Origin of the sequence: Salmonella sp. SAL03688 (genome assembly GCF_046551895.1) — a bacterium.
GTDB lineage: Bacteria > Pseudomonadota > Gammaproteobacteria > Enterobacterales > Enterobacteriaceae > Salmonella > Salmonella enterica.
In genome coordinates, this window is the sequence record NZ_JBGDVI010000016.1 from 25,792 (window position 1) to 51,622 (window position 25,831).

At 51.2% G+C, this 25,831-nt stretch carries 27 protein-coding genes and 1 pseudogene; 9 read left to right on the forward strand and 19 right to left on the reverse strand.

Annotated features, from left to right (window positions below; translation table 11 throughout):
• Positions 1 to 125: 125 nt before the first annotated feature.
• From ACLJR2_RS16130 to ACLJR2_RS16190, 13 genes are all read right to left on the reverse strand, one after another.
• Positions 126 to 1,613: a sulfatase gene (locus ACLJR2_RS16130; RefSeq protein ID WP_000644032.1), complete on the reverse strand. Its 1,488-nt coding sequence runs from the start codon at positions 1,611 to 1,613 to the stop codon at positions 126 to 128.
• A gap of 9 nt (positions 1,614 to 1,622) precedes the next feature.
• Positions 1,623 to 1,943, reverse strand: a complete 321-nt coding sequence (locus tag ACLJR2_RS16135) for a PTS sugar transporter subunit IIB (protein ID WP_000655399.1) — start codon at positions 1,941 to 1,943, stop codon at positions 1,623 to 1,625.
• A gap of 29 nt (positions 1,944 to 1,972) precedes the next feature.
• Positions 1,973 to 3,316, reverse strand: a complete 1,344-nt coding sequence (locus ACLJR2_RS16140) for a PTS sugar transporter subunit IIC (RefSeq protein WP_000399323.1) — start codon at positions 3,314 to 3,316, stop codon at positions 1,973 to 1,975.
• 294 nt (positions 3,317 to 3,610) lie between these two features.
• Complete coding sequence (gene rlmC, locus ACLJR2_RS16145) at positions 3,611 to 4,738, reverse strand: 23S rRNA (uracil(747)-C(5))-methyltransferase RlmC (RefSeq protein ID WP_001149791.1); 1,128 nt, start codon at positions 4,736 to 4,738, stop codon at positions 3,611 to 3,613.
• Between the two features lie 42 nt (positions 4,739 to 4,780).
• Complete coding sequence (locus ACLJR2_RS16150) at positions 4,781 to 5,254, reverse strand: YbjO family protein (protein WP_000505788.1); 474 nt, start codon at positions 5,252 to 5,254, stop codon at positions 4,781 to 4,783.
• Between the two features lie 73 nt (positions 5,255 to 5,327).
• Positions 5,328 to 6,173, reverse strand: a complete 846-nt coding sequence (potI, locus tag ACLJR2_RS16155; protein ID WP_001061623.1) for a putrescine ABC transporter permease PotI — start codon at positions 6,171 to 6,173, stop codon at positions 5,328 to 5,330.
• Positions 6,170 to 7,123, reverse strand: coding sequence for a putrescine ABC transporter permease PotH (gene potH, locus ACLJR2_RS16160; protein WP_000105453.1), 954 nt, complete (start codon positions 7,121 to 7,123; stop codon positions 6,170 to 6,172). Before potH ends, potI begins: the two co-directional genes overlap by 4 nt.
• 9 nt (positions 7,124 to 7,132) lie before the next feature.
• Complete coding sequence (gene potG / locus ACLJR2_RS16165; protein WP_001000698.1) at positions 7,133 to 8,266, reverse strand: putrescine ABC transporter ATP-binding subunit PotG; 1,134 nt, start codon at positions 8,264 to 8,266, stop codon at positions 7,133 to 7,135.
• A gap of 87 nt (positions 8,267 to 8,353) precedes the next feature.
• Complete coding sequence (gene potF / locus ACLJR2_RS16170; RefSeq protein WP_000125769.1) at positions 8,354 to 9,466, reverse strand: spermidine/putrescine ABC transporter substrate-binding protein PotF; 1,113 nt, start codon at positions 9,464 to 9,466, stop codon at positions 8,354 to 8,356.
• A gap of 348 nt (positions 9,467 to 9,814) precedes the next feature.
• Positions 9,815 to 10,291, reverse strand: coding sequence for a YbjN domain-containing protein (locus tag ACLJR2_RS16175; protein ID WP_000624814.1), 477 nt, complete (start codon positions 10,289 to 10,291; stop codon positions 9,815 to 9,817).
• A 96-nt stretch (positions 10,292 to 10,387) separates the two neighbouring features.
• A complete protein-coding gene (rimK, locus tag ACLJR2_RS16180) occupies positions 10,388 to 11,290 on the reverse strand; it encodes a 30S ribosomal protein S6--L-glutamate ligase (protein WP_000684361.1) in 903 nt (300 codons plus the stop codon).
• Positions 11,291 to 11,347: 57 nt separating this feature from the next.
• Positions 11,348 to 12,070 (reverse strand): nitroreductase NfsA, encoded by a 723-nt coding sequence (nfsA, locus tag ACLJR2_RS16185; RefSeq protein ID WP_001070125.1) that lies wholly within the window; start codon positions 12,068 to 12,070, stop codon positions 11,348 to 11,350.
• On the reverse strand, positions 12,054 to 12,344 hold the full coding sequence (locus ACLJR2_RS16190) for a YbjC family protein (RefSeq protein ID WP_001259137.1): 291 nt from the start codon (positions 12,342 to 12,344) through the stop codon (positions 12,054 to 12,056). Before ACLJR2_RS16190 ends, nfsA begins: the two co-directional genes overlap by 17 nt.
• A 169-nt stretch (positions 12,345 to 12,513) precedes the next feature.
• Here ACLJR2_RS16190 and ACLJR2_RS16195 point away from each other — a divergent pair, with 169 nt between their 5' ends.
• Positions 12,514 to 12,777, forward strand: coding sequence for a GrxA family glutaredoxin (locus tag ACLJR2_RS16195; protein ID WP_000495513.1), 264 nt, complete (start codon positions 12,514 to 12,516; stop codon positions 12,775 to 12,777).
• Between the two features lie 31 nt (positions 12,778 to 12,808).
• On the opposite strand, the gene ACLJR2_RS16200 is transcribed toward ACLJR2_RS16195, so the two are convergent.
• Entirely contained in the window at positions 12,809 to 13,186 is a 378-nt protein-coding gene (locus ACLJR2_RS16200) for an inner membrane protein YbjM (protein WP_000680850.1), read from the reverse strand.
• Between the two features lie 270 nt (positions 13,187 to 13,456).
• Between ACLJR2_RS16200 and ACLJR2_RS16205 the strand changes: the two genes are divergently transcribed.
• Positions 13,457 to 15,142 (forward strand): aspartate:alanine antiporter, encoded by a 1,686-nt coding sequence (locus tag ACLJR2_RS16205; protein WP_001024850.1) that lies wholly within the window; start codon positions 13,457 to 13,459, stop codon positions 15,140 to 15,142.
• Positions 15,143 to 15,258: 116 nt separating this feature from the next.
• On the opposite strand, the gene ACLJR2_RS16210 is transcribed toward ACLJR2_RS16205, so the two are convergent.
• Positions 15,259 to 15,879 carry a TetR/AcrR family transcriptional regulator gene (locus ACLJR2_RS16210; protein WP_000661878.1) on the reverse strand — a complete coding sequence of 207 codons (621 nt, stop codon included), beginning with the start codon at positions 15,877 to 15,879 and terminating at the stop codon, positions 15,259 to 15,261.
• 167 nt (positions 15,880 to 16,046) lie between these two features.
• On the opposite strand from ACLJR2_RS16210, the gene ACLJR2_RS16215 reads away from it, so the two are divergent.
• Both ACLJR2_RS16215 and ACLJR2_RS16220 read left to right on the forward strand, forming a co-directional pair.
• The gene (locus ACLJR2_RS16215) at positions 16,047 to 17,258 is read left to right on the forward strand and encodes an MFS transporter (protein ID WP_000217418.1); all 1,212 of its coding nucleotides are present in this window, start codon (positions 16,047 to 16,049) and stop codon (positions 17,256 to 17,258) included.
• Positions 17,255 to 18,070 (forward strand): Cof-type HAD-IIB family hydrolase, encoded by an 816-nt coding sequence (locus tag ACLJR2_RS16220; protein WP_000023550.1) that lies wholly within the window; start codon positions 17,255 to 17,257, stop codon positions 18,068 to 18,070. The genes ACLJR2_RS16215 and ACLJR2_RS16220 overlap by 4 nt, the downstream gene beginning before the upstream one ends.
• Positions 18,071 to 18,123: 53 nt before the next feature.
• Here the strand turns inward: ACLJR2_RS16220 and ACLJR2_RS16225 are convergent, their stop codons facing one another.
• Positions 18,124 to 19,356, reverse strand: a complete 1,233-nt coding sequence (locus tag ACLJR2_RS16225) for an MFS transporter (protein WP_001181284.1) — start codon at positions 19,354 to 19,356, stop codon at positions 18,124 to 18,126.
• Positions 19,357 to 19,668: 312 nt separating this feature from the next.
• Between ACLJR2_RS16225 and ybjG the strand changes: the two genes are divergently transcribed.
• Together ybjG and deoR are read left to right on the forward strand one after the other, a co-directional pair.
• On the forward strand, positions 19,669 to 20,277 hold the full coding sequence (gene ybjG, locus ACLJR2_RS16230; protein ID WP_001531378.1) for an undecaprenyl-diphosphate phosphatase: 609 nt from the start codon (positions 19,669 to 19,671) through the stop codon (positions 20,275 to 20,277).
• A gap of 71 nt (positions 20,278 to 20,348) precedes the next feature.
• Complete coding sequence (deoR, locus tag ACLJR2_RS16235; protein ID WP_000450106.1) at positions 20,349 to 21,107, forward strand: DNA-binding transcriptional repressor DeoR; 759 nt, start codon at positions 20,349 to 20,351, stop codon at positions 21,105 to 21,107.
• 45 nt (positions 21,108 to 21,152) lie between these two features.
• On the opposite strand, the gene dacC is transcribed toward deoR, so the two are convergent.
• Entirely contained in the window at positions 21,153 to 22,355 is a 1,203-nt protein-coding gene (gene dacC / locus ACLJR2_RS16240; protein WP_000195712.1) for a serine-type D-Ala-D-Ala carboxypeptidase, read from the reverse strand.
• A gap of 243 nt (positions 22,356 to 22,598) precedes the next feature.
• Between dacC and ACLJR2_RS16245 the strand changes: the two genes are divergently transcribed.
• Positions 22,599 to 23,225, forward strand: a complete 627-nt coding sequence (locus ACLJR2_RS16245) for a glutathione S-transferase family protein (RefSeq protein ID WP_000631907.1) — start codon at positions 22,599 to 22,601, stop codon at positions 23,223 to 23,225.
• Here ACLJR2_RS16245 and ACLJR2_RS16250 read toward each other — a convergent pair.
• Positions 23,222 to 23,749: a PQQ-dependent sugar dehydrogenase gene (locus ACLJR2_RS16250; RefSeq protein ID WP_077945325.1), complete on the reverse strand. Its 528-nt coding sequence runs from the start codon at positions 23,747 to 23,749 to the stop codon at positions 23,222 to 23,224. The genes ACLJR2_RS16245 and ACLJR2_RS16250 overlap by 4 nt on opposite strands.
• A 60-nt stretch (positions 23,750 to 23,809) precedes the next feature.
• Positions 23,810 to 23,905: pseudogene (locus tag ACLJR2_RS16255) on the reverse strand (IS1 family transposase); the annotation flags it as partial.
• A gap of 343 nt (positions 23,906 to 24,248) precedes the next feature.
• Here ACLJR2_RS16255 and ACLJR2_RS16260 point away from each other — a divergent pair.
• Complete coding sequence (locus ACLJR2_RS16260) at positions 24,249 to 24,674, forward strand: GntP family permease (RefSeq protein ID WP_000287108.1); 426 nt, start codon at positions 24,249 to 24,251, stop codon at positions 24,672 to 24,674.
• Between the two features lie 264 nt (positions 24,675 to 24,938).
• Positions 24,939 to 25,829 carry a LysR family transcriptional regulator gene (locus ACLJR2_RS16265; RefSeq protein WP_000545330.1) on the forward strand — a complete coding sequence of 297 codons (891 nt, stop codon included), beginning with the start codon at positions 24,939 to 24,941 and terminating at the stop codon, positions 25,827 to 25,829.
• The last annotated feature ends 2 nt before the right edge of the window (positions 25,830 to 25,831 follow it).

A 25,831-nucleotide genomic window follows, 5' to 3' on the forward strand; every position in this document is an offset into this window, starting at 1 on the left:
AGCGCAGCGCCATTGAGCATTCTACAGTTTGTCATCAGTCTCAAAGGCCTGCATCAACAGGCGATTCGGACTAATACTTGCCGGGTGACGCTAACGCGTACCCGGCTTACAACATTGTTACGTTTTTAGATAACATCCAGACCCAGACGGCGATACTGCTCCGCCGGAGCATCATTTTCTTTCATCAAACGGATAAGTAAGTTGATCATCCTTGCTTCGATGGCCTCATCATGAATAGGATGTTGCTGCTGCGGATCGTCTCTGAGATCAAACAAGAGATGACCAAAGCTATTCACACCTTTATATTTTTCCCTGGCCGGAATACGTAATACCTGAAGCCCTTTAGTAAAGTTAAACGGAGGTGCCAGAGATAATTTTCCCAGTTCATCCACATCATAACGCGCATTCATCTTGATCGGCATTAACGTGTAGTTCGCAATGTCATGCTCACGCCCCGGCTGCGCGGCCCGCATATAAACATAGCGTCCGTCGGTAACATTAACATGTCCGCTAAACACGCCAAACAGCGCGCCTTCCCTGACGGGTTCATCACTGGCAATGACTTTCGCCAGCGGTTGGCCCTGCATATCTGCGGGAATAGGTTGCTGAAAATAATTCAGTAGCGTTGGCGCCCAGTCAATCATCTGCACCAGCGACTGCCGTCGCGCTCCGCATACCGCGCTGCGCGGGTCCCAGATAAACAGCGGGTTATTCGCCACCTCGTTATAATAGGGCATTTGATTTTTAGCCCACCAACCGTGCTCCCCCAGCAAGAAGCCGTGATCGGTACCGACAATCAGCATCGTATCGCGCCAGAGATCGTGTTCATCCATCAGATCAAGGATACGTCCCAGATTGCGGTCGCACATGGAAACCAGGGCCCGATAACGACAGCGAATATGCGCTATCGCCTCCTCGCTTTCACTGACTTTGCCGCGCGGCCAGTCATAATGCGGGCCTTGCCACTCATCGTCATAGAGCGATAAATATTCCTCGGTGGTATAAAACGGCTCATGCGGATCAAACGTCTCAACCTGCAATAACCAGTTATCTTCGGCATGATTTTTATGGATAAAATCGCCCCCGGCGTCAAAAACTTTCGTCTGGGGAAAATCGGCTTCCTGCTGGATGTATTCGCGGTTCGCCCAGTCATGACGCCATAGCCCGGAAACGCCGCCTCCGGTTTGTTTTTGTGGAACGCGCAGTACTTCCGGAATGGGCGGCTCGCCAACACTTGCCTTCCAGTGATCGCCCTCCTGACCGCGTACTACGTCCCAGGAGCTATAGCGGTTATGGTAGTTACCGCCGCCGTCTTCCCAGTAATGCAGATGATCGCTGATAAGATGGGTGTAGATCCCCGCTTTTTTCAATAATTCCGGCATGGAATCATCAAAGGGTTCCAGCGGCCCCCACTCACGATGCAGAAAGTTATAGCGCCCGGTGTGCAGTTCCCGACGCGCTGGCATACAGGGCATACTGCCGACATAACTATTGTCAAAGGTGGCGGCATGTGCCGCCAGGCGTTGAAAGTTAGGCGCTTTCGTTAGCAAATCACCATAGGGCGGCAAATAGTTTTTATTCAGACTGTCAAACAGCAGAATAATCGCTTTCATGACTCACCCTCATTTGTTGAGCAGGTGCGGAAAATTTTTCTCTACCACATCGTAAATCTGTTTACCTATTGATTCGCCATCCATGATATTTTCAATGGGAATGAGATATTGTCCGTGTTTAGGATCGAGGCTAACAACATCAAGCAATTTTTTCGAAATCGCATAAATATCTGCCCAGTCGGTAAATCCACCGACCTCTCCCGCTGCCGTATGCTCCATATCAAAAGAGAAGTCATATTTTGCTAACGCTTTTTTAACCACAGTCTGTAACATTACGCTACTGCCTACACCATAACCGCATACGAATAAAATATTTACAGAATCTTTCATAATAAAATCCTTTATATAAACCGAATCAATTAAATGGAATAAGGACCAAGATGGAACGTTGAAGCAATAAATTTCAGTAATTCACAAATTGCAGGCCACAGAGTCGCCCAGTCAAATATTCCCGTCCAGCCCACGCCTTCTTTTGCCAGCCCGGTTAAAGGAATGGCCCATACCGTACCGAAAGTCTGAATAATCCCTAACAGGAAAGTACAAATAATAACGGAACGATATCCCCCCATTCGGTTGGCTAATACGCCGATGGGACCGCCGGAAAAGAAGAGCGGAACAAAACCAGGCAATACCATAATAGGGCTATGGATGAGCAGCAGAATGCCCATGGAAAAAATCGTGCCGAAGGTACAAAAGACGAATCCCAGCGTAGCCGCGTTCGGCGAAAAAGGTAATAAAGCAGCAACATCCACAGCCGGTATAGCGTTAGGAATAAAGCGATCCTGCCATCCTTTAAACGAACCGTTAATTTCGCCTACCATCATCCGCACGCCCTGCAGCAAGATGACCATATACATAGAGAATTGCAGGCCCAGATTGATGATATAGATATACCAGGGTTTGCCTTTCGCCATTAACTGTACGTTATCGATCCCTGTCGCCAATAGAAAACCGCCAACGAAGAGCGTCATCACAATGGCGATTGCCGTCACGTTGTGGTTAAAAATGGCTAACCAACCGGGAAGTTTCAGGTTTTCGGCGTCATGCTTTTCCGGATCGCCGAATTTATGCGCGAATTTCGAGAAAAACCACAGTCCCAGCATCTGGTTATGCGCAATGGTAAAACCGGCGTTATTGGTCACTTTGGCGATGGGTTTAACAATAAGCGTAGTTGAAAACGCCCAAAAGACCCCGGTCAATACCCCGGCAATCACAATGGATTGTACCCAACCGAACCCCAGCCAGAAGACGATTAACCACAGTACTGCCTGTGAATGAGAGACCCCGGTATTACCGGTAAGAAATATACCTTTTGCGCCGGTATAACGGCCAAATAAAACTAATAACAGGTTAGTAAAAAACGCCAGTACAAAAACGTATCCTACATAGCCGAAATTATCGCCCAGCGCTATTTGCGTCGCGGCTTTCATGGCATATGAATCCATTAAGTATCCATGCACGCCATAAGCCTTGCTGACTGCCTCTGCAACCGGTTTAAAAGTGGCTGAAAATTGAAAGCCGCCAAATAACACCATCATCAAACCGACCATCGCGCTGATCATACCGGTGATAATTTTTATAGGCGTCTTTTTATCCAGCGCATAGCCAACACCGACTAATATCCCAATTAATATTGCCGGTTCAGTTAAAAACGTTTGAATAACATCTATAAATTTGGCAAACATCGTCTGAACGCCCTCCATAAGCGTGCCTATTCGTTGTCATGATTGACCCCTTTACTGACGTTACGTATTGCTTCGCTGATGCTATTGAAAGTTACCCGATAAACCACCTTGTCTAATTTTGCCTTACACGCACTGTAATAATCAAAATTAGTCATTAAAAGATTTAAAGTGATTATTTGTGATTTGATTTGCAAAAATAGAGTAATATATAACCATGATCGATCGGAGTTTTTTATCGATCGATCATGGTTATTATTATTTATGGATAATTAGATAGTTAATATAGATATTTTGTATGTCTGGCTTTTGGCGCTACAGCCTGCAAAGCAGTGTTAACACTTCATAATGCGCGGTATGCGGGAACATATCGAAAAGCTGAACACGTTGAATACGGTAGTTCGGCAGATGACGAATATCCTGCGCCATCGTCTGCGCGTTACAGCTCGAATAAATGATAAAACGCGGCGCCATTTGTGCAAGGTAATCGCACAACGGCTTGCCAATGCCGCGGCGGGGAGGATTCACCAATACCAGGTCGGGCGTTTCGCCTTGGGCGGTGGCGAATTGAGTGGAATCCAGCGCCTGGAAATGAAGGCGGGTCAATCCCAGCTCGGCAGCGGATTGCTTCGCGCAGGCAATCGCCTCCGGCGCGATCTCAATACCGGTTAATTGCATCTGCGGCGTCGCGCAGTGCAGGCCGAATCCGCCCACTCCGCAAAAAAGATCCCACATATGGCGTACCGGCAGTTGCCCTACCCAGTCACGCGCCGTCGCATATAATCGGCTGGCGATCGTAGGGTTGGTCTGAAAGAAACTTTGCGGACGAATCCACAGCGGCACATCGTTAAAACGTTCCGCCAGCGCCTGCTGATCCGTCAGGTAGATTTCCGTCTCCCCTTCCATAATCGCCATATGTACCGGCTGGATATTTGCGGTGATCACTCTGAGCTGCGGCAGTTGCGCACGCAGCCACGGTAACGCCGCGCGCAGTTGCGTAAGTTTGGTTTCTGAACGCAACACGAAGCGTAGCATCATACCGCCATCGAACTGACTTTCCGTCAGCAACAGGTATTTCAGTTCGCCGCGTTTTCGCGCCACGTTATAAGGCGTGAGTCCGGCACGGGCAATAAAAGGTTTTAGCGCGCTGAATACGGGGGCAAAGGAGGCGGGATACAGCGGGCAGCCGCAAAGATCGACCGGCGTACCGTCGCGATGCAGCATCCCGAAGAGCGGTTTTTCTACACTACCGCTCACGACCATTTTCGCTTTGTTGCGGAAATGCTGTTCCGGGCCTCCAGTCGGCGCGCACCACTGTTCAACAGGCAGCCCGGCGAGTAAACGATGTAAATCGGCTGTTTTTGCGGAAAGTTGTTCGTTAACCGACTGCGTAATCCATTGACAGGAACGGCAGCGACCCGCGTCATAGAGTGCGCACTGCATACCAAAAAACCTTCATATTATCCGGGGCGACGATTATACACATTATTGCAGCCGGAAGAACCGACGGCTGGGAGCGGGAATAAACAGCAGAAACAGAATTAAAAGATCGGGGAGTTTTTGCATGACCAGGGAATGCAGGATATCACGCTTCGATTCTCCCGCGATGCTAAACAACTCCGGATACCCGTAGCCTAACGACGCCGCCCACAGATATCCGCTCACAATAATTTGTGTCGCCAGGTACACCCAGCGCGCCCAGCTACGGCCTTTCACCAGCGAAAACGCACAATAAATTTCAACAAAGACCAGCACTAAGCTGGCCAGAAAGACAAGGGTTAAGCTCCACGTCTGCACGCTGCGATGAATAAACTCGCCCATCCCGCGTATGCCGAGGGTATTCATAATCATCAGCACATCGAGACCGCGAATCAAAATAATCGCCATAGCCGCAACCTGCACCAGCGTAGGCACATTTAAACGGGCATGTGATGAGGTTGATTGCTTTATAAATCCCAATGAATGTCTTCCCTGAAAATGATGCCGCGACCCGCGCGGCAACGCATTGCCATAGTGGAAGATTTTAGTGGCTTCAGCCGCGTCTTGCACGCTGGATATCGCGAATCCGCTGTTTTTCCGCTCGCGCCATCAGGTACCAGGCAATAAATCCGACGATTCCTACCACGCCGAGGATTAACGTCGCCAGCGCGTTGATTTCCGGGTTCACGCCCATGCGCACGCTGGAGAAAACCAGCATCGGTAGCGTGGTGGCGCCGGGACCGGAAACGAAGCTGGCAATCACCAGATCGTCAAGGGAAAGCGTAAAGGCCAACAGCCAGCCCGAGATCACCGCGGGCATGATCATCGGTAACGTAATGACAAAAAAGACCTTCAACGGCGCCGCGCCAAGATCCATCGCCGCCTCTTCAATCGAACGATCCAGTTCGCGTAATCGCGAAGCGATCACCACTGCCACGTAGGCGGTACAGAACGTGACGTGCGCCAACCAGATGGTCAGCATCCCGCGATCGGAGGGCCAGCCGATAGCATGACCGAGCGCGACAAACAGCAACAGCAGCGACAGCCCGGTAATCACATCCGGCATCACCAGCGGCGCGGTGATCATAAACGCAAAGCCGTTTGCGCCGCGAAATCGTCCAAATCGCACCATCACCACCGCGGCGATAGTACCGAGCACCGCCGCCATCGTCGCCGCGCAGGCGGCAATTGTCAGGCTTAGTCCCACTGCGCTCATCATGGCGGTATCCCGAAAGAGCTCGCCATACCAGCGCGTCGACCATCCCGCCCACACCGTCACCAGCTTCGAACTGTTAAACGAGTAAATCACCAACATTAACATCGGCGCATAGAGAAAAGTAAACCCCAGCACCAGAATCAGAATGCGCCAGGGCGAGCGAACGACCGGTAAGTTATTCATCCATGCTCCCCCACACTTTTTTGCTGATGTTTATGGAACCACATGATCGGCACGATCAGCAGCAGCAACATAATAATGGCGACCGCAGAAGCCACCGGCCAGTCGCGGTTATTGAAAAACTCCTGCCACAGGACGCGACCAATCATGATACTGTCCGGCCCGCCAAGCAGTTCCGGGATCACAAACTCGCCCACCGCCGGGATAAAAACCAGCATCGAGCCGGCGATGATTCCGCCTTTGGTGAGCGGGACAATGATGCTAAAAAATGTTTTCAGCGGTCGGGCGCCGAGATCCAGCGACGCTTCCACCAGCGAATAATCAATACGCGTTAATGCGGTATAAATGGGCAGAACCATAAACGGCAGATACGCATAAACAATGCCGATATAGACGGCCAGGTTAGTGTGCAGGATCGTCAGCGGCTGATCGATAACCCCTAGCCACAGCAACACATTGTTCAGCACACCGTTGTTTTTCAAAATGCCCATCCAGGCATAGACGCGTATTAAAAAAGACGTCCACGAGGGCAGGATCACCAACAGCAGCAGGATATTGCGCGTGGAGGGCTTGCTGTGCGCCACCGCCCACGCCAGCGGGTAGCCCAGCAGCAGGCAGCAGATTGTGGAAATACCGGCAATTTGTAACGATTGCAGATAGGCTTCGAAATAAAGCGGATCGTCGGTCAGTTGCAAAAAATTACCGAGATTGAGCGTAATCGACAACTGACCGTCAGCCCATTCCAGCAGATCGGTATACGGCGGGATCGCCCGCGCCATTTCCGCCAGGCTTATCTTAAAGACGATAAGAAACGGCAATAAAAACAGCAGAATGAGCCAGATATAAGGCAAAGCAATAACCAGCTTACGCCCATGTTTCATTTGCATTCGCGCCAACCATAGCGCCGCGCCGCCAGGTTTACTAATGCGTGCCGGAGGTTCAAGTGTGCTCATGTTTCCCCCTTATACTGTCAGGACCACGCAGCTATCCGCTTCCCAGCACAAACGCACTTCATCGCCCCAGGTCGGTAACCCTTTCCGGTAACGGTGCGCATTCTGCAGTTGAGCGCTGATCATCTGCCCGCTTTTTAGCCGCACATGATAAATAGACAGATCGCCGAGATACGCAATATGCGCCACTTCGCCGACGGCGAAATTATAGCCATCGGCAGGCGGCGACTCACACAGCATGATTTTTTCCGGACGTAGCGCCACATATACCGGCACATTATCAACGACAGAGGCATCTGCATCGACTTTTAACGGATGAACCAAACCAGGTGCGTCAATGACCAGACCGTCCTCTTCACGCGCTTTCAGTAAGCCCTCAAAAACATTTACCGATCCGATAAATTCGGCGCTGTAGCGGGTCGTCGGATGCTCGTAAATCTCCTCCGGTTCGCCAATTTGCACAAATTTTCCACGGTTCATGATGGCAATGCGCCCCGCCATCGTCATCGCTTCTTCCTGATCGTGCGTCACCATGACGCAGGTCACGCCGACGCGCTCAAGGATATCCACCACTTCAAGCTGCATCCGGTCGCGTAATTTTTTATCCAGCGCGCCCATCGGTTCATCCAACAAGAGCAGCTTAGGACGTTTCGCCAGGCTGCGCGCCAGGGCCACGCGCTGACGCTGACCGCCGGAAAGCTGATGCGGCTTACGTTTCGCAAACTCCTGCATGTGCACCAGACCCAGCATCTCATTGACGCGGCTGGTAATCTCCGCCTTTGGCAGTTTGTCCTGCTTCAGACCAAAAGCGATGTTCTGCTCTACCGTCATATGCGGAAACAACGCATAGGACTGAAACATCATATTAATCGGACGCTGATACGGCGGAACATGCGCCAGATCGACGCCGTCGAGCATAATTTGCCCGCTGCTCGGAGGTTCAAAACCTGCCAGCATCCGTAGCAGAGTCGATTTTCCACAACCTGACGCGCCCAGCAGGGCAAAAATCTCGCCTTTATAGATAGTCAGACTGACATCATCGACAGCATGTTGCCCGTCGAATGACTTCGTCAGGTTGCGAATTTCCAGAAGCGGCGTCAGCGCTTTACGGGTTTTCACCTGCGGGCGGTGGGGGACATCATTCACAAGGCGCTCTCCGGCATAACACAATCAAACGATACAAACGGTGGAATGCCCGATAGCGCACGCTTATCAGGCCATACCGTTAATAAATTACTTACCGCTTTTCACCTTCGTCCATGCGCGGGTGCGGACGCGATCAATCTTCGGCTCCTGCACTTTCAGGGTAAACAACTTGGCCCGCACATCCGCCGGCGGATAAATTCCCGGGTTATCGCGCACCTGCTGGCTGACCAGCGCCGTCGCCTCTTTATTCGCATTGGCGTAGAAAACGTGATCGGAAATATGGGCAATCACATCAGGGCGCAGCAGATAATTAAGGAACTGGTAGGCCTCGTCTTTATTTTTGGCGTCAGCCGGCATGGCAAACACATCAAAAAACGCCATTGCCCCCTCTTTGGGGATCGAGAAAGAGATATTGACGCCATTTTTCGCCTCTTTCGCCCGGTTAGCGGCCTGCCAGACATCGCCCGCCCAGCCGATGGCTACACAGGTATCGCCATTAGCCAGATCGTTAATGTATTGCGAGGAGTGGAAATAGCGAATGTTTGGCCGTAGCTTCAACAACAGATCGGTTGCCGGGCCGGTGTAGTCATCCGCTTTGCTGCTATTCGGATCTTTACCCAGATAGTTCAGCACGGTGGCAAAAATTTCTTCAGGCGCATCAAGGAAAGAGACGCCGCAGCTTTTTAGCTTCTCCAGATTTTCCGGCTTGAGGACTAAATCCCAGCTATTCACTGGCGCATCATCCCCCAGCACCGCTTTCACTTTATCAACGTTATAGCCAATGCCCGTCGTGGCCCACATATAGGGCATGGCGTATTTGTTGTCAGGATCGTGCTTCGCTACCAGTTTCAACAGTTCAGGATCGAGGTTTTTCCAGCCGGGAAGTTTGCTTTTATCCAGCGGCTGAAAAACGCCCGCGGTGAGCTGGCGCTCAAGAAAACTGGCCGATGGCACCACCAGATCGAACCCGGTGCTGCCTGCCATTAACTTGCCTTCCAGCACTTCGTTAGAGTCAAAGACATCATAGATAACGTTAATCCCGGTCTCTTTTTCAAAGTTCGCCACCGTGTCCGGCGCGATATAATCTGACCAGTTATAAATGTGCAGCGTTTTTTGTTCGGCAGCGAGCGTGCCGACAGAGACGACCATCAGAGCACCCGCAACCAGACCCGATAGCCATTTTTTCTTTAAGGCGGTCATCATCGCTTTCCTTCTGAAATCCGTTAACAAATGAACCCATTAGGCGTGGTTTAAAACATGCCTGAAATGTGCATACCTTTTCATTTGATACAAATGAAGAAGAGAGGTCGCCCTCCCTGCCATCAAGCTCGCTATAGAAGCTTCGCAAGAATAACTTTAGCTAAGGTTTGAGGCTATAGCCCAGATTAAAAAACGCCTTTTATCAATTTTTTATGCAGGTTTTGTCTATGTGATAAAGCGAAATGGTCAGAAAGGAGGTGAATAATTCTTTAAATAAAGGTTAATAGCAGCATAAAAAAGTGTAAACAGCAGCCGCGCTGGCAGCGACTGCCTGATTATCGGAAGGGATTAGTGAAGAAAATGGTCAACTGCGCTGGTTTTTTGCGCGTCTTCTTCCGCGTTAAACAGAAGCTGATGCGCCCCGGCCTCAAGGATCACCATAGAAATCTGCTCTTCACTTTGGCGAACAAACCATTCGAACTGTTCGTAGGTGACGCCTTGCATAACGGATAAAGACTGGCACACAACCAGTTTTGGCAGATTATCATCCTGCATATCGAGAAAGGCTTTTACCGTCAACGAACTGGCGTTGATAGCAGAGAGATCGGCCGCCAGCGGCAGCAACGCGGAAGGCCTGACCTCCGCCATCGCGGAAAAAAGAACGGTGTTGTCCACCAAATCGATTTTAGCATCGTAGACGCCGTCAAAATTCTGCATATGCGGCAAATGCAGCGCCTGGCAGGTATCACATTCGAAGAAATTCATGCCCAGGTCGTCGAGCCATTGACGCAACGTATCCAGAGTGGGAACGACCAGTGATATCATAATAATGTGCTACCTCTTACGATGACGATGAAAAAATTACCGGCACAGCTTACGCAAAAAGCGTGCTTCGTACTACGGCGGAATCCACGATTGCGATTAGCCGCCGATTTTAAGGCAAAATTCAGGCGTAGCGTGACGTTCTATCCACTGAATCATTCGCCCCGCGATATCCACGCCCGTAGTCTTTTCGATACCTTCCAGTCCCGGCGAGGCATTCACCTCCATCACCAGCGGCCCGCGCGCGGCGCGTAAAATATCGACACCCGCCACATCCAGCCCCAGCGTCTGTGCGGCTTTGATGGCGATATCCCGTTCACGGGGCGTGATCGTCGCGATGCTGGCCACCCCGCCACGATGAAGATTGGAGCGAAAATCACCGGCTTTCGCGCACCGCTCAATCGCCGCCACAACCTCATTGCCGACGACCAGACAACGAATATCGCATCCTTTAGCTTCGGCAATGTATTCCTGAACCAGGATATGGGCATTCAGCCCCCGAAACGCATCAATAACGCTTTCAGCAGCCTGACGCGTCTCCGCCAATACCACGCCGATCCCTTGCGTGCCTTCTACCAGCTTCACGACCAGCGGCGCCCCGCCAACCATCTTAATAAGATCGCTGGTATCATCCGGCGAATGGGCGATCCCGGTAATGGGGAGATCGATCCCCTGGCGCGCCAGAAGTTGTAGCGATCGCAGCTTATCGCGCGCGCGGGTAATGGCGACGGATTCATTCAGCGGATAGCTACCCAATAGCTCAAACTGACGTAGCGCAGCGGTACCATAAAAGGTAATGGCCGAACCAATACGGGGAATAACGGCGTCAAAATGGGGCAGACGACGCCCCTTGTAATGGATCGACGACGCTGCCGGATTAATATTCATATAGCAGGAAAGAGGATCGAGTATCTCGACCAGATGGCCGCGCCGCATCGCCGCTTCGCGCAGACGTTTGCAAGAATAGAGCGTTCCATCCCTGGACAATATGGCAATTTTCACCCTGCACCTCGCTGAAAACCCTGAAAAGCCCGCGTATCATACACTGGCCCGCAGGTTTTAGCGCGTCGCCCAGCCCTGTTTATGCAAATATTCAAGGATAAATGGGCGATTTTCTTTAATCAGGGTGCGACGGATATGATCGCTCCAGGTATCGCGTCGCGTATTACTGCCGCGGGTCAGATAATACTCAGCCAACTGCTCGTCATAGCGCGCCAGCAGCTTTTCATCAAGCGGTTGATACTGGTTCTCATGAACCACAAGCTCGGCAGGCAGGCGCGGTTTCAGATCCGGATTATCCGCAGGCCATCCCAAACACAGGCCAAAGAGCGGCAATACATGCTTCGGCAATTTTAACAGTTCTGTAACAGACTCAATATTGTTACGAATGCCGCCGATATATACGCCGCCTAACCCCAGTGATTCCGCCGCCGTCAGCGCATTTTGCCCCATCATCGCCGTATCGACGACACCGAGCAGCAGTTGTTCGGCAAGCCCCAACTGCGCGTCAGGGCAGATCTGCAAATGACGATTAAAATCGGCGCAAAATACCCAGAACTCAGCGGCCTGCGCCACATGCTTTTGCCCGCCCGTCAGGGGCACTAACGCCTCGCGCAGCGCCCGATCGGTAATACGGATAATAGAGCTGCACTGTAAAAAACTGGAACTGGACGTGCTGCGCGCGGCGGCAATAATGGCCTCTCGCTGCGCGTCAGTCACGGGTTCATCGGTGAAATGGCGAATAGAACGATGGCCACAAAGAAGTTCAATGGTCGGATTCATTATGCTTTTCTCTATCTGAACGGGAAGAAATGTCGGGTGGACGTTTCATCAACTGCGGCGCCAGTAACTGCGCAATACGCCACATCATCGCCACCGCGGCGGGGAGGATCAACACGACGCCGAGGAAAACCATCAATACGCCAGCCAGCGGCGTATTGAACGGCGCGGGCAGCGTAAGGTAATGATTAAGCGATAGCAGAGCAAGCGCCAGCAAAATCATACCGAGGTATTCCAGTATCAGTACGCTTTTGGGTAACACGCCAATCGTGCGCATATCAAGCCTCCCGGTTAACTGACGCACAGTGTAGAACGTTCTGGTCCGGCGTGCTTAACAGATATAGCCCTGGGTTATCAAAGGAACAGGCGTAACCTGCTTTTCATCTGCCGTAAATAGCGGCATGATAACACCTGTTCGCCGTCTGGCTTTATGTTCGAGGAGAGATATGTTTACTGTTATTTTTGGCCGCCCAGGGTGCCCTTATTGCGTGCGTGCAAAAGAGTTGGCGGAAAAACTGAGCAAAGAACGCGACGATTTCAACTACCGCTATATTGATATCCATGCTGAAGGCATTACTAAAGCGGATTTGGAAAAAACCGTAGGTAAACCTGTAGAAACCGTACCGCAGATTTTTGTCGATCAAAAACATATCGGCGGCTGTACGGATTTTGAAGCATGGGCAAAAGAAAATCTGAATCTTTTCGCCTGATTGCTCTGGCAACGCCCTCTGCCGGAGGGCGCTATCGGCGTTTTTTTCGCCGGTGGCTAAACAGGCTGCTAATAAACAAATAGCAGAGCGCGCCTAACGCACACCAGAATACGGCGCTAAATAACCACGCCAGTTCTTGCCAAAACGATCGGGTAGGCATAAATACCACGCGCATTAACACCAGGCAAAACGGCGCCGCCAGCATCGCCCCGATCAGCGGTCGGATCACCTCGCGCCGGTGAGAACAAAAACTGGCCACCGCGCCAGGCAACGTAAAAAATAACAGTCCAATCTCAGGATGCCCTGCCGCGCGAAAAGCGCCTTGTACATGCATAGTTAATGAAAGACACACCACAATAAAGAGTACAAAGCAGCAGACAACGCTTGCCCACCCGTGTTTATGTTTCAATCGTTCCTCCTGACACTCTCTATCGAACACGCTTTCCGCCGTGAGGCATCCAGTCAGATAAAGTCATGTGGCATTCCATGCCAAAAACACACCTGCACGATTCTTATAGCCGTTAGTACGCAATAAGATTAAACTAGCAGGATATATTGTTGTGTTGTTTTTATTTGGATGCTGTATGCAATACGATTGCACCCTTAATTCATGATAAAAACAGTAGCGTAAATTACCATTTCTTTCAACAGCTTACTCGTAAACAAGAAGTTAGTCTCCGTGAATATAAACGTCGCAGATTTGTTAAATGGGAATTACATCCTGTTATTATTTGTGGTCCTGGCTCTTGGCCTGTGTCTTGGCAAGTTACGTCTGGGTTCAGTCCAACTTGGTAATTCCATTGGCGTTTTAGTGGTCTCTCTATTATTAGGGCAGCAACACTTTAGTATTAACACCGACGCGCTAAATCTGGGATTTATGCTGTTTATTTTTTGTGTCGGCGTCGAGGCTGGCCCCAACTTTTTTTCGATTTTTTTTCGCGACGGTAAAAATTATCTGATGCTTGCCCTGGTCATGGTCGGTAGCGCTCTGCTAATCGCCTTAGGCCTTGGTAAGCTATTCGGCTGGGATATCGGCCTGACGGCCGGTATGCTGGCCGGCTCAATGACTTCCACGCCCGTGCTGGTTGGCGCAGGCGATACTCTGCGACATTCCGGCATCGCCAGCACCCAACTCTCCTCCGCTCTTGATAATCTGAGCCTGGGCTATGCCCTGACCTATCTGATTGGGTTGGTCAGTCTGATCGTGGGCGCGCGCTACTTGCCTAAACTACAGCATCAGGATTTGCAAACCAGCGCCCAGCAAATTGCTCGCGAGCGCGGTCTGGATACCGATGCTAATCGCAAAGTTTATTTGCCGGTTATCCGCGCCTATCGGGTTGGTCCGGAACTGGTGGCCTGGACTGACGGCAAAAACCTGCGCGAGCTGGGTATTTACCGCCAGACAGGTTGCTATATCGAACGTATTCGCCGTAACGGTATTCTGGCGAATCCGGATGGCGATGCGGTGCTGCAAATGGGCGATGAGATTGCGCTGGTCGGCTATCCGGACGCGCACGCCAGGCTCGATCCCAGCTTCCGTAATGGTAAGGAAGTGTTTGATCGCGATCTGCTTGATATGCGCATCGTGACGGAAGAAATTGTGGTGAAAAACCACAATGCGGTCGGTCGCCGCCTCGCTCAGCTCAAGCTGACCGATCATGGCTGCTTCCTTAACCGCATCATCCGCAGCCAGATCGAAATGCCTATCGACGATAACGTCGTGCTGAATAAAGGCGACGTGTTACAGGTGAGCGGCGACGCCAGACGCGTAAAAACCATCGCCGATCGCATTGGTTTTATTTCAATCCATAGTCAGGTGACGGACCTGCTCGCCTTCTGCGCTTTTTTTATCATCGGGTTAATGATCGGGATGATTACCTTCCAGTTCAGCAATTTTAGTTTCGGCATCGGCAACGCGGCCGGATTGCTGTTCGCCGGGATCATGCTCGGTTTCCTGCGCGCTAACCATCCTACCTTTGGTTATATTCCGCAGGGCGCGCTTAACATGGTGAAAGAATTCGGCTTGATGGTGTTTATGGCAGGCGTTGGTTTAAGCGCCGGCAGCGGTATCAGCAACGGTCTGGGCGCGGTCGGCGGACAAATGCTGATCGCCGGGCTTGTCGTCAGCCTGGTACCGGTGGTGATCTGCTTCTTGTTTGGCGCTTATGTGCTGCGCATGAACCGGGCGCTGCTGTTCGGCGCCATGATGGGCGCGCGTACCTGCGCCCCGGCGATGGAAATCATTAGCGATACGGCGCGCAGTAATATTCCAGCGCTGGGTTATGCGGGGACTTACGCCATCGCCAACGTTCTGCTAACGCTGGCGGGGACGCTTATTGTCATCATCTGGCCGGGGTTAGGATAAAACTGAAGTTTGCCTTTAAGTGAAAAAATTTTGCCAATAGGTCGAACTTTTCGTTAAAGCATCAGTCATACCTATTGCCACTGCTTTTCTTTGATGTCCCCATTTTGTGGAGCCCATCAACCCCGCCATTTCGGTTCAAGGTTGGTGGGTTTTTTGTTGCCTGACGCAGAGTGACACGACATTGACTCTCCGGCGATTCGCTTTACCATCTGTAAAATCGCTTCACGCACCAGCGGCGTTCGATCCGTTACAAAATGCAGCATCATCCCCTCGATAAACGCATCCAGCGCGCGGGCGGTCTGTGCGTCAAACCACTGCGCCAGCGTATTCTGGCTACGCTGCATCCAATTTTGCATGACTGTTTTTAACGCTGGCTTATCGCTGGCATAGGCATATAACTGATACATTAACGCCATATTATCCGGCGTCGTAACCTGCGAGCCGTAAATCATTTCCGTTATCGCCTGGCACGCCCCCTCCGCATCCGTCACCTGCGCAAAAAAATCCTGGTATTGACGCGACATGTTCTCGGTGAAAAGTGTAAAAGCTTCACTCAATAACGCATCCATACCGGCAAAATAGTAGGTCATCGAGCCAAGCGGCACCTGAGCGATAGCGGCGATTTTCCGGTGCGTCACGGCATGAACGCCATAGGTCTTTACCGCTTCCAGTGTGGCCTGAATTATTTTTTCCCGTCGCTTAGGATCATTGGCGCGTCTTACGGCATTTTCTTTCATGATGAGTTCCACATCTCATTCAGGATGCAGGCGATAGTAGCCTGCCGCTTACGCTGAAAAAACAGACAGTAAAAACTGTCTGCACAACGAAGTATGACGACGATATGTACAAATGTACACAAGCTTGCTAATGTTTACCTCTCGCTTCTATTTTCTGGCCTGACGCTATGACCGTCCTCTCCTCACGTAACGCCTTAAAACGCCGTACCTGGGCGCTGTTTATGTTCTTCTTTTTACCCGGACTGCTGATGGCCTCCTGGGCAACCCGAACGCCTGCTATTCGGGATATTCTTTCCGTCTCTACCGCGGAAATGGGGGCGGTCTTATTCGGGCTTTCTATCGGTTCAATGAGCGGTATTCTTTGTTCCGCCTGGCTGGTGAAACGATTTGGCACCCGGAAGGTTATTCGCACGACGATGACCTGCGCAGTAGGCGGGATGGTTATTCTTAGCGTCGCGCTGTGGTGCGCCTCGCCGCTGATTTTTGCCCTTGGATTAGCCGTTTTCGGCGCCAGTTTTGGCGCCGCCGAAGTGGCGATTAATGTCGAAGGCGCGGCGGTCGAACGCGAGCTGAATAAAACCGTTCTGCCGATGATGCATGGTTTTTACAGTTTCGGCACGCTGGCGGGCGCTGGTGTCGGCATGGCGTTAACCGCATTAAGCGTCCCGGCTAACATCCATATCATCCTCGCGGCTGCCGTGGCGATCGCGCCCATTTTTATCGCCATTCGGGCGATCCCTGACGGTACGGGTAAAAACGCATCGGAAGATGCTCACCTTCAGGAAAAAGGATTACCTTTTTATCGGGACATCCAGCTTTTGCTTATTGGCGTGGTGGTGCTGGCAATGGCATTCGCCGAAGGCTCTGCGAATGACTGGCTGCCGCTACTGATGGTAGACGGACACGGTTTTAGCCCAACCTCCGGCTCTCTGATCTACGCCGGTTTCACGCTTGGTATGACCGTTGGCCGCTTTACCGGCGGCTGGTTTATTGACCGCTATAGCCGGGTGACGGTTGTTCGCGCCAGCGCGTTAATGGGAGCGCTGGGCATTGGCCTGATTATTTTTGTCGATAGCGACTGGGTTGCCGGCGTCTCGGTCATTCTTTGGGGCTTGGGCGCTTCGCTCGGCTTCCCGCTGACCATTTCCGCCGCCAGCGATACCGGTCCCGACGCGCCGACGCGCGTGAGCGTTGTCGCCACGACCGGCTATCTGGCGTTTTTGGTCGGGCCGCCGCTGTTGGGCTATCTGGGAGAGCATTATGGATTACGCAGCGCCATGATGGTTGTGCTGGCGCTGGTTATTCTGGCGGCGCTGGTGGCGAAGGCCGTCGCCAAACCTGTATCGACTCCGCAACCGGTGATGGAGCATAACGCATGAGTATCAAATTAATCGCCGTCGACATGGACGGCACTTTTCTGAGCGATCAAAAAACCTATAACCGTGACCGGTTTATGGCGCAGTACCAACAAATGAAGCGGCAAGGCATTCGCTTTGTCGTGGCCAGCGGCAACCAGTATTACCAGTTAATCTCGTTCTTTCCGGAAATTGCGCACGAAATCGCTTTTGTCGCGGAAAACGGCGGTTGGGTGGTCAGCGAAGGAGAGGATATTTTTAACGGCGAGCTGACAAAAGCCGACTTCCAGACGGTTGTCGAACACCTGCTCACACGCGCCGATGTGGAGATTATCGCCTGTGGAAAAAACAGCGCCTATACGCTGAAACGGTACAACGATGCGTTAAAAGCCGTTGCGGCAATGTATTATCATCGTCTGGAGTTTGTGGATAATTTTAACAACATCAACGATGTTTTTTTCAAATTCGGCCTTAATATTACCGATGAACGGATACCGGAAGTACAGGCGGCGCTGCACGACGCCATTGGCGATATCATGGTCCCCGTTCATACCGGCTATGGCAGTATTGATTTAATTATTCCCGGCGTGCATAAAGCCAACGGCCTGCATCTGTTACAGCAGCGCTGGGGCATTCATGATAGTGAAGTGGTGGTATTCGGCGACGGCGGCAACGATATTGAGATGCTGCGTCAGGCCGGGTTTAGTTTTGCCATGTCGCACGCCAGCGAGGCGGTCGCGGCGGCGGCGAAATACCGCGCCGGATCGAACAACCAGGAAGGCGTGCTGGATATTATCGACAGCGTATTAAACAACGAGCCGCCGTTCAACGTCTAGCGGATGCCTCTCTATGCCTGATAACAGAAAGCTTATCAGGCGTAGCCGCTCTCTCAGACTGTTTGCAAATTCCCCGTCCGCTTATCTTTTAAGAAGACCAGCATCAGCAGTAGCCAAAGAATACCGTTTGCCAGATTAAACAGGCTAAATAACCCATTGCCGCCGCTTAACCAGGCGTGTTTACTGACTTCAATGCCAACGGTAAAAATCAGCATTTGTAGCATTCCCATCGCCGCCGAGACCGTTCCTTTACTCATATCGCTGGAAAAGAGCGTCAGACGCACCAGTCCGGCATTCGCCAGCCCAATGCCAAAAGCGTATACGCTTAATCCCGCCGTCATCCATAAATAAGCATGGGATGAAACCACCGTCGCCGCCGCGGCGATGATCAGCCCCGCGACGATAGGCCAGCCGCCCATCACGATCAGCGAGCGAACCGTACGTCGGGAGGTTAAACGCGCCAACACCAGATTACCGGCAATGAGCGCGCCAAAAACGGGCACCTGCAGCAGACCATATTCATAGCTGCTGAGCTGTTCGCCGCTAATGATGATAATCGGCGACTGCGCAATCCAGGCCAACAGCGGCAGGCTGACAAATCCCAGCGCTAACGCCCCTGCGACGAACCGCCGGTTTTTTATCACCAGCCGATAGTCACGGCCCAGCGCCTTAAATGACAACGTTTCGCCCCGCCGCGTGGCGGTCTCCGGCATTGCGCGCTGTAGCCCGAAAAAGGCGATAGCGGCCAGTGCGGCAAATAAAATAAACATCCCCTCCCACGGCAGAACATGCACCCATGCCGCCCCAACCAGTGGTCCCAGTAGCGGCGCGATTAACGCCACGTTCGCCATCAGCGCGGTAATTTTTATACACACCGCTTCCTCAAAGGATTCCTGAATAGCGGCATACCCTACAGCGCCGATAAAACACAGGCTAATCCCTTGCAAAAAACGCAGGAAGGTAAATTGTTCGATGTTTTTCGCCAGTAACGTCGCCAGGCAGGTGACAATAAACCACACGACGCCCGCCAGCATCACGGGACGACGGCCAATCCGGTCAGACAACGGGCCAAGCAGCCACTGTAAGAACATACCGCCCGCCAGATAAGCGGTCATGGATGTCGGAACCCAGTCCAGGCCCGCCTGATACTGCTCAACCACCGCCAGCATACCCGGCTGGATCATGTCGTTGCCAATATAAGTAGAAAACTCGTACAGCACCAGACAGAGAGGAAAAAGCAGCGCCTGACGTCCCAGCCTGCCGCCTGATTGTAAACGATTCTGCATACCATCTCTTCGCCAATAAAAACCGCGCAGAGTGTAATGAAAGTCGGGGAACTGAGATAGCGAATTATGAGGCTGCAAGGGAAATAGCGCACATTTTTACAGAAAGCCGCTTAGCGCTTGCGTACTTTAAGGTTAATTTAAGTTTGCGCCGTTATCATCGACATTATTTTATGCCATTGTCTTAAATCTCTTCATGTTGCCGCCAAATAAGACAATACTGCTTTTCCTCTCTGTTACGCTGCATTTATGCTCAGTTTGCACGGGGATGAGCTGGCTATCCCTTTTGATTTCATTGCTCCGAGCCTGGATGTTATGCTGGAAAACCTTAACAACTCGCTGTTTTATTTTATTAACGCCACGCCTGATTCCGCGCAGTGGACAATTTCGCTCGCTATCTTTATCGCCAAAGATGTCATCAACATCGTCCCGCTCTTAGCCGTGGTACTCTGGCTGTGGGGTCCCCGCGATCGGGTCTGCGCCCAGCGCCAGCTGATCGTTAAAATCGGCATCGCGCTGATTATCAGTCTGGCGGTCTCCTGGACAATGGGACACCTTTTCCCGCACGACCGTCCGTTTGTCGATCATATCGGCTATAACTTCCTGCATCATGCCGCCGATGACTCTTTCCCCAGCGATCACGGTACGGTGATTTTTACCTTTGCGCTGGCGTTTTTGTTCTGGCACCGCCTCTGGTCAGGCATCGTGATGATGGCGATAGCCATTACCATCGCCTGGTCGCGCGTCTATCTCGGCGTACACTGGCCGTTAGATATGATTGGCGCGCTGCTGGTAGCGATGCTTGGCTGCCTGAGCGCGCAACTGATCTGGCAGTGGTACGGCGCGCCGCTCTACCAGGCGCTGCAACGTTGTTACCGTTTCTGTTTCGCATTGCCCATTCGAAAAGGCTGGGTACGTGACTAAATAGCGAAAAAAAGAGTAATATTAAGCGCTCTGTATGGTGCGGAGCGCTTATTTAACTCTCCAGGGGAACTATGGAAACGCGACGCGACGAGCGTATTGGTCAATTGCTGCAGGCCTTAAAACGCAGCGATAAACTTCATCTTAAAGAAGCCGCGACCCTGTTGGGCGTCTCTGAAATGACCATTCGTCGCGACCTGAACCATAAAAGCGCGCCTGTCGTGTTGCTGGGCGGCTATATCGTACTGGAGCCCCGCAGCGCCAGTCATTATCTGTTAAGCGATCAAAAATCTCGTCTGGTGGAAGAAAAACGCCGAGCCGCTCAGTTGGCTGCGGGCCTGGTACAAGCGCATCAGACGGTATTTATTGACTGTGGCACCACCACGCCGTGGATCATTGAAGCCATTGATAATGACCTTCCCTTTACGGCGGTGTGCTATTCACTTAATACCTTCCTGGCGCTGCAGGACAAACCCCATTGCCGCGCCATCCTCAGCGGCGGGGAGTTTCACGCCAGCAACGCCATTTTCAAACCGCTTGATTTCCATGAAACGTTAAACAATATTTGTCCGGATATCGCGTTTTATTCCGCCGCCGGCGTTCATACCAGTAAAGGCGCTACCTGCTTTAATCTGGAAGAGCTGCCGGTAAAACATTGGGCCATGACAATGGCACAGAGCCATGTACTGGTGGTGGATCACAGTAAATTCGGCAAGGTACGTCCGGCGCGGATGGGGGAATTATCACGCTTTGATACGATTATCAGCGACCGCCGTCCCGATGAGGCCTTTGTGGCCTACGCTAAAGCGCAACAAATTACTCTGATGTATTAACCGCAGGTTTGCCGGATGCGACGCGCACCCGGCAACGGAGTTATTTTACGAGAACCAACTGCCAAACCACTGATGGAGTTTCATCAGCACAAAATCCCACATCCGGCTGAAAAATCCCCCCTCCTCGACGTTTTCCATCACCATTAACGGGCGTTGCTCAATGGATTTTCCGTTAAGCTGGAAATCGATGGTGCCGACAACCTGCCCTTTCTTCAACGGCGCCGTGAGCTGTGGTTCGTTCAACGTAAAGCTGGCCTTCAGGTTTTTAAGCTGCCCACGCGGAATCGTCACAGACCCCGCATCGCCCGCCCCCAAATTGACCTCACGCTTATCGCCAAACCAGACCCGTTGCGTCACGAATGTCGCGTCAGGTTTAATCGGCGTGACCGTTTCAAAGAAACGGAAACCCCAGGTCAACAGTTTTTCTGACTCATTAAAACGAATACGGTCCGTTTTCGCCCCCAGCACGACAGAGATCAGGCGCATATCGCCCTGGGTGGCGGAGGCGACAAGGTTATACCCAGCGCCTGCCGTTGTCCCCGTTTTCATGCCGTCGACATGCAGATTGGTGCTCCACAACAGGCGGTTGCGGTTTGGTTGACGAATATTATTAAAAGTAAATTCTTTCTCTTTATGAATGGCGTATTCGTCAGGCACATCGTGAATCAAGGCCTTGCCGAGCAACGCCATATCGCGAGCGGTACTGAACTGCCCTGGCGCATCAAGACCGTGTACCGTCTGGAAGGTTGTATTCGTTAATCCCAGTCGTTTCGCATAGGCGTTCATCAGGCCGATAAAGGACTCCTGGCTTCCGGCGACGTAGTCGGCAAGCGCGATACAGGCATCATTACCTGACTGAATGATGATGCCTTTATTAAGATCCGCAACAGACACCTGATCGCCTGGCTTCAGAAACATCACCGACGACCCACGTAGCGCCGGGTTCCCCGTCGCCCAGGCATCTTTGCCCACCGTTACCATATCGGTCAACTTGATTTTCCCTGCCTTCAGCGCCTGGCCCACCACGTAGCTGGTCATAATTTTTGTCAAACTGGCAGGGTCAAGTTTCTCATCGGCGTTGCCTTCCGCCAGTACTTTACCGCTGGCGTAATCCATTAAGATCCAGGCTCGCGCATCAACGCCCGGCGGCGCGATCGTTTGTTCCTCTGCCTTTACAGGCGAAGCGAAAAGGAATAAGAGAACCGAACCTGCCGCGAGGCTACGAAGGGAAGAAGCGTATTGCGTCATAGTACCACCCGAGTATCCATTCCAAAAACACACGTCACACCACCGTGTAATAAGTGCGGTGAGTAATAACGCACTCACGACGTTAAAGAAACCGTAACTTGGTAAAGTTTTTAAAGTTTATGCAATAACATCCCGTTACGCTTCCTTCATAACGATTTTTTTACAGACCATTGTGTAAATGTTAGGTTTATCTCACGGTAGGCCGATTACTGTCATCATCCTGATAAAACGGAAGGGGTTAATATGATTACGCTGTGGGGCCGGAACAACTCGACTAATGTTAAAAAAGTGTTGTGGACGCTTGAAGAGCTGGAACTGCCATACGATCAAATTCTGGCAGGCGGAAAATTCGGCGTTAACCAGGATGCCGACTATCTGGCGATGAATCCCAATGGGCTGGTGCCGCTGCTTAAAGATGATGAAACCGACCTGTTATTGTGGGAATCCAATGCCATTGTCCGCTATCTGGCGGCGCAATACGGCCAGAATCGGCTATGGGTTGATAATCCGGCGCGGCGTGCGGAGGGCGAAAAATGGATGGACTGGGCGAATCAAACGTTAAGCCCGGCGCACCGCGTGATCCTGATGGGACTGGTCAGAACCCCGCCGGAAAAACGCGACCAGGCGGCAATTGAAGCTGGTATCGAAAAGTGTGACAGCCTGTTTGCGCTTCTTGATGATGCGCTGGCCCACCAGCCGTGGTTTTCCGGGGATAACTTTGGCACCGGCGATATCGCTATTGCGCCTTTCGTCTATAACCTGCTGAACGTGGGTCTGAAATGGACGCCGCGCCCGAATCTGGAACGCTGGTATCAGCAGCTTACCGAGCGCCCTGCTTTTCGCAAAGTGGTGATGATCCCGGTGACCTAACGCGTGGCTGCAGGACTTACCTTGAGTAACTGCCCGTCGGACTCATCGGTTAACACATATAAGTAGCCGTCAGGTCCGACACGCACATCCCGAATACGCTGCTTTCTGTCACCCAGAATACGGCCTTCTTCCGTCACCGTATTGCCATCGACGCGCATCACAATGACCTCTTTATCTTTTAGCGCGCCGATAAACAGTTTGTGCCGCCACGGCGCAAAAACGTCGCTGGCATAAAAAGCCATCCCGCTGATCGCCGGAGAATCCTTCCAGTAGTAAACCGGTTGCTCCGTTCCCTCGACAATTTCACCTTTGGCTTCCGGCACTTTCAGACCACTATAGTTGACGCCCCATGTGGCCAGCGGCCAGCCATAATTTTTGCCTTTTTCCGGGATGTTAATTTCATCGCCGCCGCGCGGACCGTGTTCATGCAGCCATAGCGCGCCGCTCCAGGGATTGACTGCCAGTCCCTGCGGATTACGAATACCGGCATTATACATGGCAAGATCAACAACCTGCCCTTTCATGCCGGGCTGACAGGCGCGGTATTCATAGTCGACCTGAAAGCTGCGGCAACATGCCTGACAGCGGTAATGCTGGTGCCCTGCACTCCCCGGACCATACTTTTTAACGGATGCCGTTTGCGCGCAAAACGGGCATTTCACATCGACTTTAGCCATCATAAATCCTGCGATAAAAGTCGGTATTCGAAACGATAATCACCGATTGAATACATGATCGTTTTCTGGGGATTTCACTGCATGTCATGATGGTTTACTCCTGCGATGAATAAGAGAACGGCGTTTAACCGTAAAATCAACATGCAGCGGGTCGAGAATAAAGATTATTAACGGAGTGATACCGACTTGAATCCGCCGAGTACTTTTTAGAGTATGTTCCATTCTTCGCGCCGGAATCCCTGAGTAATAGCCTGTCTGATCTAAAATGGAGATCGGAAAAATATGACACAAGCTGTTGCATAACATGGATAAAATGGGTAGTCATGCTAGCGAGATAAGACAATGAATGTATTCATTACTGATGCTGGTCGCTTATCGTGGTTACAGTGTGATCCTTTTTGCTCCGCTGGTAGCACTTGGCGCAGTTCTGTTCACCCATCCAGTGACGGTCGCCCCGGTTTTCAGTGATATATTTATGGATAAGTTGATCGGTTTTGTAAAACTTTATTTTCCTGTCTTTCTGCTGGGTGCAGTATTTGGCAAGCTGATTGAATTTGCTGGTTTTTACTACTCAATTGTCAGTGCTGTGACCTGTATGGTGGGCCAGAACAAAGCCATGCCGATGATTATTCTTGTATGCGCTTTATTGACCTATGGAGGCGTATCATTGTTTGTGGTGGCGTTTGCCAATCTGTTCTTTACTTGGCTGATTCCACATATTTACGGTGATCAGTTTATGATAAATCTGCCGGGGCTGAAAAAACCGCTGTAAACGGGTTAACCTGATGACCACGGGGAGCAGGTATTAGCATCTACGTTACAACGGTTCCGACAATATGTCTGACCTGACCCCCTGTCAGCGGTCACCAGCGTCCTACCAGATCCGCCCCGGATCATGGTAGGGCGGTGACACCGTCAGCCTACATTTTGTAGTTATCTCGACGTGACAGGAATTCGGATAGGCCGAAATACTCAGTCTGACTGAGCCTATAAAAAAGCAGCACACTGTATTATACGTTAATTATGAGCCACAACGATGCACTTTGATATAAAAGATTTAAAATTATTCCTTGCTATCAGTGAAGAAGGGAGCTTAACACGTGGAGCGGAAAAAACTTACATGTCTGCCGCATCTGGTAGCGTGCGTATACGTAATCTTGAACAGAGTATCAATCTGAGATTGCTGTATCGTAGTAGCAAGGGGATAACGTTATCCTCTGCTGGTGAAATATTTAAACACCACGCCAGCCTTATTGTGAATCAAATGGAAATGTTACGTAGCGATATGCAGGAGCATGTTAAAGGCATCAAAGGACATGTCAGAATATTTTCCAGTATAACTGCTATTGCAGAGTATCTCCCCCCATTGTTGAGCCATTTCCTTACACTATATAACGATGTGAATATTGATCTCAGGGAGTATCCAAGTCCGGAAATTGTACGTTCTGTTATTGAGGGGAAAACTGATCTCGGAATTGTTGCTGGTAATATTACAACAGATAATCTTGAAATACTGCCGTTCCGTACTGATAGGCTAGTGCTTATCACCGCGACAGACCATCCCTTTGCTGACAGAAAAAGCGTGACCTTTCATGAGTTAATTCAATATGAACAAATCAGCCTGCCTGAAGGGACAGGAATGTTTGAATTTATCCGAAAAAAGGCAGAACTAGTACCATCTAAACTGAAAATTAGAATACAGGTCGGCAACTTTGAAACATTTTGCCGTATGGTTGAAGCAAAAGTGGGCATTGGTATAATGCCTCACTCTGCTGCATCCCGTTTGCGTCAGTTGCATGAATTTTCGATTATTGATCTTGATGAATTTTGGTCATTAAGAAAATTACAAATCTGCGCCAGAAGCTTTGACAAATTACCCGGCTTCACACAAAAACTGGTTACTATGCTCACAGCTCAGACTGAGTGATA